The organism is Pseudoalteromonas sp. JSTW, assembly GCF_013423925.1.
Classification (GTDB): domain Bacteria; phylum Pseudomonadota; class Gammaproteobacteria; order Enterobacterales; family Alteromonadaceae; genus Pseudoalteromonas; species Pseudoalteromonas lipolytica.
On record NZ_CP058972.1, the window covers coordinates 1,729,796 to 1,743,938 of the forward strand.

At 40.8% G+C, this 14,143-nt stretch carries 15 protein-coding genes; 13 read left to right on the forward strand and 2 right to left on the reverse strand.

All coding sequences use genetic code 11. The features are described 5' to 3' along the window. Window positions 1–59: 59 nt before the first annotated feature. From GZH31_RS07895 to GZH31_RS07955, 13 genes are all read left to right on the forward strand, one after another. On the forward strand, window positions 60–1,550 hold the full coding sequence (locus GZH31_RS07895) for a CoA-acylating methylmalonate-semialdehyde dehydrogenase (protein WP_065979912.1): 1,491 nt from the start codon (window positions 60–62) through the stop codon (window positions 1,548–1,550). Between the two features lie 99 nt (window positions 1,551–1,649). Beyond that, window positions 1,650–2,807: an acyl-CoA dehydrogenase family protein gene (locus GZH31_RS07900; RefSeq protein WP_065979913.1), complete on the forward strand. Its 1,158-nt coding sequence runs from the start codon at window positions 1,650–1,652 to the stop codon at window positions 2,805–2,807. Window positions 2,808–2,817: 10 nt separating this feature from the next. Continuing rightward, window positions 2,818–3,597 carry an enoyl-CoA hydratase gene (locus GZH31_RS07905; protein ID WP_065979914.1) on the forward strand — a complete coding sequence of 260 codons (780 nt, stop codon included), beginning with the start codon at window positions 2,818–2,820 and terminating at the stop codon, window positions 3,595–3,597. Beyond that, window positions 3,597–4,739 carry an enoyl-CoA hydratase/isomerase family protein gene (locus tag GZH31_RS07910; RefSeq protein ID WP_065979915.1) on the forward strand — a complete coding sequence of 381 codons (1,143 nt, stop codon included), beginning with the start codon at window positions 3,597–3,599 and terminating at the stop codon, window positions 4,737–4,739. The genes GZH31_RS07905 and GZH31_RS07910 overlap by 1 nt, the downstream gene beginning before the upstream one ends. A 5-nt stretch (window positions 4,740–4,744) precedes the next feature. Continuing rightward, window positions 4,745–5,635 carry a 3-hydroxyisobutyrate dehydrogenase gene (gene mmsB, locus GZH31_RS07915; protein ID WP_075593580.1) on the forward strand — a complete coding sequence of 297 codons (891 nt, stop codon included), beginning with the start codon at window positions 4,745–4,747 and terminating at the stop codon, window positions 5,633–5,635. A gap of 9 nt (window positions 5,636–5,644) precedes the next feature. Further along, window positions 5,645–6,406, forward strand: coding sequence for an SDR family oxidoreductase (locus tag GZH31_RS07920; RefSeq protein WP_075593579.1), 762 nt, complete (start codon window positions 5,645–5,647; stop codon window positions 6,404–6,406). Window positions 6,407–6,501: 95 nt separating this feature from the next. After that, on the forward strand, window positions 6,502–6,990 hold the full coding sequence (locus GZH31_RS07925; protein ID WP_180311551.1) for a hypothetical protein: 489 nt from the start codon (window positions 6,502–6,504) through the stop codon (window positions 6,988–6,990). A gap of 58 nt (window positions 6,991–7,048) precedes the next feature. After that, the gene (locus GZH31_RS07930) at window positions 7,049–8,869 is read left to right on the forward strand and encodes a serine/threonine protein kinase (RefSeq protein ID WP_036968435.1); all 1,821 of its coding nucleotides are present in this window, start codon (window positions 7,049–7,051) and stop codon (window positions 8,867–8,869) included. A gap of 513 nt (window positions 8,870–9,382) precedes the next feature. Further along, window positions 9,383–9,928 carry a hypothetical protein gene (locus tag GZH31_RS07935; RefSeq protein WP_180311552.1) on the forward strand — a complete coding sequence of 182 codons (546 nt, stop codon included), beginning with the start codon at window positions 9,383–9,385 and terminating at the stop codon, window positions 9,926–9,928. 185 nt (window positions 9,929–10,113) lie between these two features. Next, complete coding sequence (locus GZH31_RS07940; protein WP_180311553.1) at window positions 10,114–10,710, forward strand: DUF6624 domain-containing protein; 597 nt, start codon at window positions 10,114–10,116, stop codon at window positions 10,708–10,710. Between the two features lie 56 nt (window positions 10,711–10,766). Further along, the gene (locus GZH31_RS07945) at window positions 10,767–11,111 is read left to right on the forward strand and encodes a lipoprotein (protein ID WP_227006818.1); all 345 of its coding nucleotides are present in this window, start codon (window positions 10,767–10,769) and stop codon (window positions 11,109–11,111) included. Window positions 11,112–11,232: 121 nt separating this feature from the next. Next, window positions 11,233–12,339 (forward strand): serine hydrolase, encoded by a 1,107-nt coding sequence (locus GZH31_RS07950; protein ID WP_180311554.1) that lies wholly within the window; start codon window positions 11,233–11,235, stop codon window positions 12,337–12,339. 121 nt (window positions 12,340–12,460) lie between these two features. Continuing rightward, a complete protein-coding gene (locus tag GZH31_RS07955) occupies window positions 12,461–12,673 on the forward strand; it encodes a CPXCG motif-containing cysteine-rich protein (protein ID WP_180311555.1) in 213 nt (70 codons plus the stop codon). Between the two features lie 82 nt (window positions 12,674–12,755). Here GZH31_RS07955 and gloA read toward each other — a convergent pair whose 3' ends face one another. After that, window positions 12,756–13,289 (reverse strand): lactoylglutathione lyase, encoded by a 534-nt coding sequence (gene gloA / locus GZH31_RS07960; protein ID WP_036968417.1) that lies wholly within the window; start codon window positions 13,287–13,289, stop codon window positions 12,756–12,758. A gap of 392 nt (window positions 13,290–13,681) precedes the next feature. Continuing rightward, the gene (locus tag GZH31_RS07965) at window positions 13,682–14,098 is read right to left on the reverse strand and encodes a VF530 family DNA-binding protein (RefSeq protein WP_036968414.1); all 417 of its coding nucleotides are present in this window, start codon (window positions 14,096–14,098) and stop codon (window positions 13,682–13,684) included. Window positions 14,099–14,143 lie beyond the last annotated feature (45 nt).

The following is a 14,143-nucleotide window of genomic DNA, read 5'->3' on the forward strand; positions in this document are numbered from 1 at the left end:
ACGTATTTTAAAAACTATCATGTTGCGGCCTCTTAATACCCACTGGGGAGGAGTGCCTCATGCACCAAGTACCTTTATTTATCAACGGCGAATTTACCCAATCAAGTTCAACGCAGCTTATTGATGTTATTAATCCTGCAAACCAAGAAGTTTTAGCACAAGTGCCTTGCGCAACAGATGCCGAAATGGATGCCGCAATTGCTTCGGCTAAAGAAACGTTTAAAACGTGGAAAGAAGTGCCTATTTCTGAACGTGCGCGCATTATGATGAAATATGCCGCGCTATTAAAAGAAAATCACGATGAGCTAGCAACGATTATTTGTCATGAACTGGGCAAAACATTCGAAGATGCGAAAGGTGATGTATGGCGTGGTATCGAAGTTGTTGAACAAGCCGCAAATGCGCCTTCGTTGATGATGGGCGAAACCATGGAAAACGTGGCGCGTAAAATCGATACATACTCGTATATGCAACCGCTTGGTGTGTGTGCTGGTATTACGCCGTTTAACTTTCCAGCGATGATCCCACTGTGGATGTTCCCACTGGCTATTGTGTGTGGTAACACGTTTATTCTTAAGCCATCAGAGCAAGACCCACTTACACCAATGCGTTTAGCCGAGCTGTTTGTTGAAGCGGGTGCCCCTAAAGGTGTTTTACAAGTTGTTCATGGTACTAAACCACAAGTAGACCGCTTACTAGAAGACCCTGCTGTACGTGCAATTTCATTTGTGGGTTCGTGTGGAGTCGGTGAGTATATTTACTCAAAAGGCACTGCGAATCTTAAACGCGTTCAAGCTTGTGTTGGCGCCAAAAACCACATGGTTATCATGCCTGATGCGAGTAAATCACATGTTGTAAACAACCTAGTAGGTGCTTCGGTTGGTGCTGCGGGTCAGCGTTGTATGGGTATTTCGGTTGCTGTTTTTGTTGGTCAAGCGAAAGACTGGGTTGATGAAATTAAAGCGGGTTTTGAAAACGTGCGCCCAGGTGTGTGGGATGATGCGAATGCAGCATATGGTCCGCAAACATCAAAAGCGGCAAAAGACCGTATTTTATCGCTTATTGCTGGCGGTAAAGCACAAGGTGCAACCTGTTTAATTGATGGCTCAGACTTTACTGTTGAAGGGTATGAGCAAGGTAACTGGGTTGGTCCAACGTTATTCACTGATGTTACAACCGAGATGGATTTATACAAAGAAGAAATCTTTGGTCCAGTACTGGCGTGTATGTTTGTTGATACGCTTGAAGAAGCAATCGCGCTAATTAATAACTCACCATACGGTAATGGTACGTCATTATTTACCTCAAGCGGTGCAGCCGCGCGTAAATTCCAACACGAAATCGAAGTAGGCCAAGTAGGCATTAACGTGCCAATTCCGGTGCCACTGCCGTTTTTCTCATTCACTGGTTGGAAAGGCTCTTTCTATGGTGATCAACACACGTATGGCAAACAAGGTATTCGTTTTTACACTGAAACGAAAACCATTACGTCTCGTTGGTTTGAGGACGATATTGCCTCGGGTCCAAACATGAGTATTAACCTTAAATAAGCGCCGGTAAGCGCGCTTTATAAGGAATGAGCGAGGCTGTCCTCGCTCTTTAAACACCGATTTATACAAAGAATAAGACAACAATTTAAGAGGTCTACTATGGACTTTAATTTAACCGAAGATCAGCAAGCCTTTGCTGAAACAGCCCGTCAGTTTGCAGAGTCTGAACTGGCACCTTACGCCGCTCAATGGGATCAAGAACACATTTTTCCAAAAGACACCATTAAGGCAGCGGGTCAGCTTGGTTTTTGTGGTTTATACACGCCAGAAGAAGCGGGTGGTTTAGGGTTATCTCGCCTTGATTCAAGCATTATTTTTGAACAGCTTGCGATGGGTTGTACAGCAACCACCGCCATGCTAACGATTCATAATATGGCAACCTGGATGGTAGCAAGCTTCGGTACCGATGCAGTAAAAGAAAAATACTGCGAACAACTTGTCATGGGTGAATTACTTGCCTCGTATTGCTTAACCGAGCCGGGTTCAGGTTCTGATGCTGCATCACTTAAAACAAAAGCCGTTAAAGAAGGCGACGAGTATGTGATTTCAGGCTCTAAGATGTTTATCTCTGGAGCGGGTGAAACTGACTTATTAGTGGTTATGGCACGCACCGGTGGTGAAGGTGCTGCAGGTATTTCGGCATTTGTGGTTCCTGCAGATGCAGCCGGCGTTGAGTATGGTAAAGCCGAAGAAAAAATGGGCTGGAATGCACAACCAACACGCTTAATTAGCTTTGAAGACGTGCGTATTCCTGCTGCAAACTTACTGGGTCAAGAAGGCGAAGGTTTTAAATTTGCGATGCAGGGCCTAGATGGCGGTCGTATTAATATTGCAACGTGTTCGTTAGGTACGGCGCAAGCTGCACTTAATACAGCGCGCGAGTATTTAAAAGAGCGTGAGCAATTTGGCAAGCCTTTAGCCGCTTTCCAAGCGTTGCAATTTAAAATTGCTGACATGAACACGGAGCTTGTAGCTGCGCGTCAAATGGTACGTTTAGCGGCGTTTAAACTGGATACGGGCGACAGCGAAAAAACCACTTACTGTGCAATGGCAAAACGCTTTGCCACTGATGTTGGCTTTAAAGTATGTGATGATGCACTGCAAATTCACGGTGGCTATGGCTATATCAAAGAATACCCGCTAGAGCGTCATTTTAGAGATGTGCGAGTACATCAAATACTTGAAGGTACAAATGAAATTATGCGTGTGATTATTGCGCGCCGTATTTTAGCTGAATCAGCTAACGACATTCTATAAGGAGCGTACTATGTCTAATCCATCTATCGATCTTGTTATTGAAGGCAACGTAGCGGTGTTAACAATGAATAACCCGCCTGCGAATACCTGGACACACGATACACTTACCGCCTTAAAAGACACGGTGACAGAGTTAAATGCCAATAAAAACGTGTATGCATTGGTTATCACAGGTCAAGGCGAGAAGTTTTTTAGTGCCGGTGCCGATTTAAATGTGTTTGCAAGTGGCGATAAAGGCGTTGCGGCAACCATGTCTAAAGTATTTGGTGATGCATTTGAAGCATTAACAAACTTCCGTGGTGTTTCAATTGCTGCAATAAATGGCTATGCCATGGGCGGCGGTCTTGAAGTTGCCCTTGCGTGCGATATTCGTATTGCAGAGCAACAAGCACAAATGGCGCTACCTGAAGCAAAAGTAGGCTTACTGCCTTGTGCTGGCGGGACGCAAAATCTTGCGTGGTTAGTGGGCGAAGGTTGGGCAAAACGCATGATCTTATGTGGTGAGCGTTTAAAAGCCGACAAAGCACTTGAAATTGGACTTGTTGAAGAAGTTGTTGCACAAGGCGAAAGTTTAAATGCAGCAATGGCGCTGGCTAATCAAGTAGCTGAACAGAGCCCTGTTGCTGTTACTGCGTGTAAAGAACTCATTCAAAAAGGCCGTACTCAGCCTATGGCTCATGCATTACCACTTGAGCGTGAACTGTTTGTTCAACTTTTCGACAGCAAAGACCAACGCGAAGGTGTGAACGCATTCTTAGAAAAGCGTAAAGCAAACTGGGTAAACGGCTAATGAGTAATTTAACACTACTAAATCATCAAGATGCGCCAGTGGTGTTCGAAACTGCAGAGGCCGCCAGCGGCCTCATTGCAATTGCAACACTTAACGCGCCAAAGTCGTTAAATGCATTAAATTACGACATGATCCAGTTACTTGAGCCACAGCTTAGAAAGTGGGCTGACGATGACTCAGTAGCGATGGTTATTTTAAAAGGTGCAGGTGAAAAAGCGTTTTGTGCCGGTGGCGATGTGGTTAGTTTACACAAAGCGATGAGCACAGGTGAGCCTGCCAGCTACATTGAAGATTTCTTCACGTTAGAGTACAAGCTTGATTACCTAATACACTGCTACGAAAAACCCATTATGTTATGGGGTAACGGTATTGTGATGGGCGGGGGCCTTGGCTTAATGGCGGGGGCAAGTCATCGAGTCGTAACTGACACTTCTCGAATCGCGATGCCTGAACTTACTATTGGCTTGTACCCAGATGTTGGCGGCAGTTACTTTTTACATAAAATGCCAGATCAAGTGGGCCTATTTTTAGGTTTAACGGCGGCCTCTATTAATGCCGAAGATGCATTATTTGTAAACTTAGCCGATCATTATGCAACGGCCGATAAATTTGATGCCATTTTTTCTGCTATCACTGCTGAAAAATGGGGTAAAACAGCCTCATTAAACCATGAAAAGCTAACTCAAATTTTAGTCTCTATCGATAACATTTCAGGTCGAGTACCAAAGGGGAATGTGAAAGCTAACCTAGCAGTTATTCAAAAGCTTGCTGAGTTTGAAACTCTAGAAGACAAAATTGACTATATCCAAGCAATCGACACAGAAGATAAATGGCTGTCACGTGCTCAAAAATCGTTGGCACATGGTTGCCCGCTGAGTTGTGCATTGGTAGAGCGCCAACTTGCTGCATCGAAAGGCAAAACACTTGCTGAGTGTTTTAAAATGGAGCTTGGTATGTCGGTACGATGCGGTGAAGTTGGTGAATTTCAAGAGGGTGTGCGTGCTTTATTAATTGATAAAGATGGCGCACCTAATTGGCAATTTAAGTCACTATCAGACATTGAACCTGATTTACTAGAAAGCTTTTTTACATCACGCTGGGATGAGCAATCTCACCCACTCAATGTGTTAACCAAGGGGTAATACAGATGGCTAAATTAACAATAGGTTTTATTGGTTTAGGCAATATGGGTGGCCCAATGGCGGCTAACCTAGTTAATGCCGGCCACACAGTACGCGTATTTGATTTAAATAAAGCGGCGGTCAGCGAGCTTGAAGCAAAAGGCGCAATGGCCGCAAGCGATGCAGCTGAATGTGCTATTGGTGCCGATATTTTTATTAGTATGCTACCAGCAAGCAAGCATGTTAAGTCGCTTTATCTTGGTGAAACGGGCTTAATTAATTTACTAGATAGTAAAACACTGGTTATTGATTGCTCAACCATTGATGCTGAATCAGCTCGTCAAGTAGGCAGCGAATTGGCACAAAAAGGCATTGATTTTGTTGATGCGCCGGTATCAGGTGGTGTTGCAGGTGCAACCGCGGGTACGCTGACCTTTATTGTCGGTGGTGAGCAGCGTCACTTTGAAAAAGCCAAGCTTGCATTGGTTGATATGGGCAAAAATATTTTCCATGCGGGTGATATTGGTGCAGGCCAAGTGGCTAAAATATGTAACAACATGCTGCTTAGTATTTTGATGGCAGGGACAAGTGAAGCTCTGCAAATGGGCATTAATAATGGCTTAGACCCCAAAGTATTGAGTGACATTATGACCGCCAGCTCAGGCCGTAACTGGACCTTAGAGCTTTATAACCCGTGCCCAGGTGTGATGGAAACCGCACCGGCTAGTAATGATTATAAACCGGGCTTTATGGTTGATTTAATGGCAAAAGATTTAGGTCTTGCTATGGAAGCAGCCCAGCAAAGTAATTCATCAACCCCAATGGGGTCAATGGCTAAAAATTTATACACCATGCTGCAACACCAAGGTGCAGGCAGTGATGATTTTAGTGCCATTTTTAAATTATTCTCGAAGTAGGAGTGTGTTGTGGAAATTAAAAACAACAACATCGTTATTACTGGTGGTGCGCAAGGTTTAGGCTTTGCCATGGCCGAAAAGTTTGCATCGCTTGGCGCAAATATTTCGCTGATTGATATGCAACAAGACATCCTCGATACCGCGGTATCTGCCTTGGCTAAATACGGCACAAAAGTACAAGCCTATGTTGCAAATGTGACTGATGAAGATGCAGTCGTTACAACATTCAACACGATTAATAATGACTTTGGTCATATTGGTGTGCTTATCAACAATGCGGGTATTTTACGTGATGGTATGTTTATCAAAGCGAAAGAAGGCAAAGTGGTTGATAAGATGTCGCTTGCCCAATTTCAGTCTGTTATTGATGTAAACCTGACGGGCGTGTTTTTAGCCGGACGTGAAGCAGCAAGCCACATGATTGAGTCTGGTAAAGGTGGCGTTATCGTTAATATGTCAAGCGTTGCACGAGCAGGTAATATTGGCCAAACAAACTATGCTGCTTCTAAAGCGGGTGTTGTTGCCATGACAACGGGCTGGGCAAAAGAGCTAGGCCGCTTTGGAATTCGTGTGGGTGCAATTGCACCGGGTGTTATTCGCACTGCAATGACCGATGCAATGAAGCCAGAGGCAAAGCAGCGCATGATGGCTGTAACCCCTGTGGGTCGCTTTGGTGAAGCAGAAGAAATTGCACAAACGGCACAGTACATTGTTGAAAACGATTTCTTTACAGGCCGTGTTGTTGAAATAGACGGCGGTATTCGACTTTAATTTCAATTACCCATTGAATACCAAAACGGTAAGCTTAGCTTGCCGTTTTTTTGTTTTTAGATTAGGGTGAGTTTTTGATTAATAAGGAAATTACAATGACAACAGAGAACGTTAAAGCTTCACTGATGAAGGGAATAACAGCACAATTTACGTTAGGCAAGCATGTCATTGAATATTGGGGGTCAGCCTATACCGGTAAAGAGACCTTAAAAGTCGATGGTGAATTAATAAAAGAAGCCCGTAGTTTTAAAACTTCCTCTTGCCATGAATTTGATATTGATGGTAAAGCCTGCAAGCTAGATGTAATCGTAAAGCCCTTTAGAAAATCTACCGCAGTTATTTCATTAATGTGTGATGGCGTTTTAGAACAAAGCTATCAGCTAAAGTACGGTACAATACGAAAAGTTGCATGGTATTTTAAAGCGATTCAACTTATGGGGTTTTTTGCTCTAGGCTGGATGTTTATGAGAGACGTAATAAGTGTGATGGAGTTAATTATTCTTGCAGGCATCATTTTAACTGTTTCAGAACTGTTTTTTAAACAACATGGTTGGACCATTGAAAAGCAAAATCCTTGTAATTAACTTACCAACATTCAATAATTAAACGGCTAATAATGCCGTTTTTATTTTGAGAGATGCAGTGAATCCCAAACAAATCCGCAATTTTTATATCAACGAAGAACAGTCTGTATACTTACTGTCTCACCATGATGCAAAAAAGCACCGTCGATGGCTCAACATATGTATTAAGCAATTAACCTTGCTTGGTTACACGCAGGTTGAGCTAATTGGTTCAGGGGCATTTGGCTTTGTTTTTGCGGGGATTGATGATGAAGGCGTGCCGTGGGTATTTAAGTTTTCGCGGATAACACTGGCACAAAGCGTTCGCGACCGCCTAGAAGACGAAGCTTACATGCTTTCTCAAGTAAATAACCCCTTGGTGCCGAAGTTTTACGCCTTTGAAAGAATAAAAAAGCAAGGCATCTTAATGATGGAACGCGCCCTTGGCGAAGATTTAGAAAAAATATCCATCAAGCAAGGGCGTTTTAGTGCAGCAAAAATTATGTCGCTAGCGCTTAAGCTCAGGAATGTACTGGTTGATTTGCGTGAGCACAAAAATGGCATTAGCCCACAACCCATTGTGCATGGTGATATTAAGCCTTCTAATATCGTGTATGACGAACAAAGTAATAAATTATCTTTGGTTGATTGGGGCAGTTCTGTGTATGCCCAAATCGACAGTGAAGGGAATCCGGTTGCCAGCAATTTTATGGATTTAATGTCGGCAGATATAAGCACCACCAACGCACGTATGGGCGATGTGTACTTTATTGGTGATGAGCAGATGTCGGGCGGTCAATCATCGCCACGATTTGACGAGCAAGGCGTTGCATCAACCTTGTATGCATTAGCATCTGCGCAATCATGCCGCTTTGGCGCAAAAGTTATTCCTGCCACCAGTCTTAACTTACCCATTGAGCTTGCACGGGTAATTGATGGCATGCTTTCAAAAGATAAAGCAACGCGAGATGGTGCGGGCGATTACTTTATGCGTAATATGCCAACCATGGCTAAAGCATATTTACCAGAGCTGCCGCGTGAGGTGATACGCCCCTATATTCCCTACTGGTTTAGCGACATAGACGAGCACCCTGATACCGTAGTATACAGCTCGCGTAAACAGTTTTTGCGCCAAGCTGATCATAATCAACAACTGCTCGATGTAAATGATGCACAGCTTGATAGATACTATAAAGAGTTCTTATTTGATACCGGCGATACCGAAAAAGCATTTTTGGCTGCAATCAGTCGATTAGCTAAATACCCGGTAGTAGGGGGCTTAAGTTTTCACTGGAAAGAAAACTCTGTGTTTGTTGAGTCATCCTTAATTTTGCATGATGAAAGCTTAGGCACTGCTTTTACAGACGCTATAAATAATACCGTGATGCTTGCTCAAGGTATTGAACAAAAAGGCCTGTTTAAGTGTTGCTTATTCGATGCGCGTAAAACTATTCAATTAGAACGTGACGGCACAGGGGCCTTTAAGTTTGAACATTTACCAGAACTTGATTACGAAGTGATGGATGTACAGGCCTCTGATGTAACGCGACCACACTCGTACTTTGAAGACGGCAAAGACCCTGATGAGCAACTACAACTGCCTAAAAAAGTGATTAAATGCGTATTTGAGCTAAACCAAATACATCACACAGGCTGTATCATTTTTGAAGCTTTGCCAGATAGAATGAAAATTCACCATTACTACCGCTTACTTGACGCCAGTAAAGAACCTGAATTTAAGCGCTTACTTAGTAAGTTGATGCAATATGCTGTTAGCATTACCGATGTAGGCGTTGCTGGTTTTATGAAACTCCCGTATAAAAACACCCGTGAATTTGACTTATGTGCCAAACAACCCGATGAATTCTACCCACGGGATCCAAAAAGAGTCGCTCTTTAATGCGCTGGGCTTAACATAGTCAAACAAAGCCAAAATACAGAGCTCACTTTTTTACCTGCCACGTTATAAAGACGTCGCGTAAGTTGTTTTACCGCTCACTTAGCCATTACTAATACCAATATCAATCCGAAGTAATAGAAAATCATTTTGGTATCAACGCTGTTTTATTGCCTCAAGAGTACTTAATTTAGCGAATTGGTACAATTTTCTTACATGCAATGCACTAATTTAAAGGGAGCAAAATTGGCTTAAGACTTAGTTTTAATTGATGGGTTTTAGGTGCAGGCACGGTAATCTACATGATACTGTGTTTATATACAGTTGTGAGTGCTTGTGCCCAATAATATTAAGTACACTGTTTTGAAATGGATTTACGAAGTCTAAATATGCTTTTTAATTATGTGTTTACAAAGATGTTTATGTGTAGAAAGATGGGTGTATAAAAAACAAGCCATAAAATGCGTTATGAAGCAGTAAAGTGGTTGGGTATTAAAGGGCATGTAAGGAGTAATTATGACATTTGAAGATGCACAAAAAGATATGAATACTTCTTACTGTGGTGGCGGAACCGGCGTTTTAGCATCTGGGGTTATCTGGTGTTTAGCGGGGATAGTTGCACTTCAATACTCATATCAATCAAGCATGCTCGCGCTTTTTTTTGGTGGCATGTTTATACATCCTATCGCTATATTTTTATCAAAAGCACTGAAGCGTTCAGGAAAACATAATGCTAAAAATCCGCTCGGAAAACTTGCTTTAGAAAGTACGATAATTTTATTTGTTGGGTTGTTTATTGCCTTTGCTGTAGCAACGTTAAAGCCTGAATGGTTTTATCCAATTATGCTAATGATAATTGGTGTACGTTATTTAATTTTCAATACTTTATATGGCACAAAAGTGTATTGGATTTTAGGGGCTCTGCTTATGATATCTGGCGCGCTGTGCATATTTTTCGCAAGTCATTTTGTAATTGGTGCGTTTACAGGGGCTGCATTAGAAATCGTGTTTGCGGTCGTTATTTTAAATCAATCAAAAAAATTGCATCTAAAAACAACATAACACGCCTTGCTAGTGTGAATTTTAACTGGCAGTTATACAGATTGGAGAAACATGGAAGAACTTTGCCTAGAAATAGCGTTTACAATAGCGGTCGCTCTGAACCCTTATTACAACGCTGTTTATAGTTAAATCGGTTGTCGTTCATGCCACAGCGATAAAACTCATTTTACAAGGAAGAGAAAATTATGCGTTATTTAATACTTATCTTATTTATTCCATTTTTTACTTTAGCTGAAAGCAATACACAACTAAAAAAGGAATTAATGCAAATGGAAATTCAAGATCAAAGTATCCGCAATAAAATAGGAAAAGTTGGCTGGCAAAATCCCCCCAAAGAACTCATAAACCAGCTAAAGAAAATAGATGAAGCTAATACAACTAAGCTAAAAGCTATTATCAAAGAACATTCATGGCTTACAAAAGAATTAGTCGGTGATGAAGGAGTGAGTGCTGCTTTTTTAATAATTCAGCATTCATCAGATATTGAATTTAAAGCAAAAATGCTTCCGTATTTAGAGACATCATATTTAAATAATGAAGGTATAACGGGACAGCAACTTGCCCTACTAACTGATAGGGTCCTTATTGCTCAGGGCAACAAGCAACTCTATGGCACTCAGGCTGACTTAATAGAGGGTCAAATTGTATTTAGTCCTATTGAAGACAAGGCCAATGTTGATAAACGTCGAGCAAAAATGAAAATGCCACCACTCGATTTTTATAAAAAGTTAATGGAAGAAATGTACGGTATAAAAGATCACCCTGAAATAGATCTTAATTAATACAACGATAAAAGCAAAATTAAGCTCTTTTAAGACAGGTTTTCGGTGGGATCTTAATGGTAGAAATGAAAAAGTTTATTTTACTAGTTTTAGCTGTGCTTACTTTGACTTCTTGTAGCAAGCCTTTGCCAGCGGATAAGTTATCTTACGTAGGTGAGTGGGAAAGCAAAGAAATGTACTTGCTTATCCATCAAGACGGTACGGTGGTATATGAGAGGGTCCAAGATGGTGGGTCAACATCTATAAACGCGCCGTTAAAAGAGTTTATAGGAGACGACTTTGTAGTAGGTGTGGCTTTTTTAACCTCTAATTTCGATGTGACAGAAGCACCACATTTGGTTGGTGACGAATGGGTAATGGTTGTTGATGGCGTGAGATTAACAAAAAACCAAGGTTATTAGATATTGCTGTAAATATTTATAGGAACTTACTTAAATAATTAATATTAGGTTGTTTTTATTATAAGAGATTCTTACTTTAGAAGCGTGTATTTGCGTTATTTAGTGTTTCAAAAGGGATGTTATGAATAAATTATTATTTTTTATTGTTTTTTTCGTTATTAGTAATGCTCAAGCAGCTGACGCGACTTATTTCTCAGAACTAAAAGCCGAGCTTGATCAGGCTGTACCAAAGATTTTAGATAAGCATAAAGCCCCTGGTGTTGCCGTTGCCTTTGTTCAAGGCGAAGAGGTTACCGGATTTCTTTCTTATGGCTTTGCAGATATTGAAAGTCAAAAAGCCATTACAGAAAATACCATGTTTAATGTAGGCTCAATATCAAAAGTAGTGACTTCGTGGGGGGTTATGCAGTTGGTGGATCAAGGTAAGGTTGAACTTGATAAACCAATAGATAATTATTTAAAACGCTGGAAGATATCTAAGTCTGAGTTTGGAACTGAAAATGTAACGTTAAGAAATGTTCTGTCGCATACATCGGGCTTGTCTCTCGGTCCTTATTCTGGCTGGGGCTCACCGACAGATGTTCCTTCGATTGTAGATTCATTAAATGGCAAGAATAATGGTGCAGGCGATGTAAAATTAATACATACACCAAATACAAAATGGTCATACTCAGGTGGTGGGTACTCTATTGTTCAGTTACTCATAGAAGATGTATCGGGTTTAAGTTTTGAAGACTATATGCAGAAAAATGTACTTAAGCCGCTCGGAATGAATAACTCAACATTTAATGTAACACGTGCTGTTATGAGTAAATCAGCAACACCGTATGATGAAAATGCAAAGAAAACATCCATGATCTACTTTGCTGAGCAAGCCGCTGCGGGTTTACAAACAACTGCTATTGATTTAGCACGATTTAATTTAGCCGTGCTTAAAAATAAGGAAAATAAATACAATGGCTCTCGTCTTATATCACAAGCTTTAATTAAAGAAATGATTACACCTGTAGCAAATACAGGGGGTCGCTGGAGTATGAGTTATGTTGTCGATTCAGAAAATAAAAGTTTAGGGTTCGCTGGATTTAACCAAGGGTGGATAGCGTTAACACGGTCGATTACAGACCAAAATAGAGGCTACGTAATACTTACCAATAGCAGCATAGGAAGCGTTAGTAATGATATTGATAGTCTTATTTTATCTAAACTGCGCAAGCCTAAAAGTGAGTAGTTTATAGCAACTAAGCTTACTTAATAGGTATTTTTGATACTTAATAAGGTGGTTATGTTGAAAAGCATAGAGAGAATAACAATCTATTTAGTATAGAGCTCAATAATAGGGAGTCGTACTGATGAATCAATTAACTGAAAAAACGATTGCGTGTCCGTATTGTGGTGAATACATTGATGTATTATTAGACCCCGCTGATGTTGATCAGCAATACATAGAAGATTGCCAAGTTTGTTGTAAGCCTATTAATTTTTTGGTTTTTGAAAGCGCTGATGAAACGCTTTCAGTGACAGTGTCCAGTGATGATGCTGGTTATGGGTTTGCGTCTTATTAGATTACGGATTGTTAGCTATTTTTATGCTTAACGCCACATTAAACAAAAACCTGCATATTGCAGGTTTTTGAATGTTAAAGTTTTATGGCTTCTGAGCTTCTATGATCTCAGTGATCCCCTCAGCGGAGAGTATTTCTATCCAATATCCATCTGGGTCTTTAATAAAGGCTAAGCCTTTCATTGAGCCATCATCAGGCTTTTTCACAAACTCAACATCATATTTAGCAAAGCGTTCACAGGCTGCGTATACGTCAGGCACGCTAATACCTATATGACCAAACCCTTTGGGTTCGTTATTACCATTATGGTAACCCTCAAAGCTGTCGTCGTTTTCAGTGCCCCAATTATGTGTAAGCTCTATAAGCGCTGGGCGGCGAAATACCCACTGTGCTTTTTCTTTATCAGTCCCTTTTGGTATAGCTTGCTCATAGCCTAAAAAGTACAGTGTAAATTCCATTGCTGGAAAATCGTACTTGCCTAATAGTTTCATTCCTAAAACGTTTTGGTAAAACTCTAATGAAGGCTTAGGATCTTTTATACGCAGCATTGTTTGTTGCATTACATAATCTTGTGTCGCATTTGCGATTTGTTCTGGCGATTCATTGTAGTCAGACATACATGTCCTTTGAAAAGTGAGAGGTGAAAAAACATAAATGTAGTGTAGTAATCATAATCAACCTTCATTGAAATTTAAACCATGATACGTAAAGGCTATCTAATAAAGTGAACTATTTTCTTTAAAATAGGTGTATCTGTTTATGTCACTTAATACACGGGCCGATGCTATTAAAGACTGAGCAGATATTTATAAACCAAGGAAGAAATAACGATGTGGGTTTTACGAAAACGTCTAACAAATTGACTTAAATTGATTGGAACTTTGATTAGTACTTTTTTAACAGATACTTTTTAACAACTACTTTTGATTAGTCGTGAAAAAAGCAGAGAAACAACCTAAATAAGCCGCTCTTAAAAACGGCTCATTTAAACTTAAAACATGAAGCTAGATTAATTACCCCAAGGGTTACTTGCGCTTGAACGCTGTTTACGCGCACGGGCTTTTTGTTTCGCTTCTTTTTTCTCATGAATGCGTTTTGCATCAGTAAAACTAAGCTCACACGGCTCACCGGGTTTTTGATCTGCTGGGATCACGCGATCGCGTGGTGGTAGCTCGTAGTTAACGTCATCAGGGCGCGGTAAGTTTTTTAGGCGGTATAGATAAAAGTTCTCGACCTTTTCTTGCGCCCATTGAGTTTTTCGCAAAAACTTAACGGCAGATTTTACATCAGGGTTATTTTTAAAGCAGTTTAAACGCAGGTAGGCATGGAGTAATTCCCAGCCATACTGGTCAACAAGTTCAGTGACAACCTGCTCAATGCCCACACCCTGTAGAGGGTTATTGCTGAAAATTTCTTTATTACTCATTTGACTGTCCGGTATTTCTCAAAACTAGGGTAAGTATAATTGCCT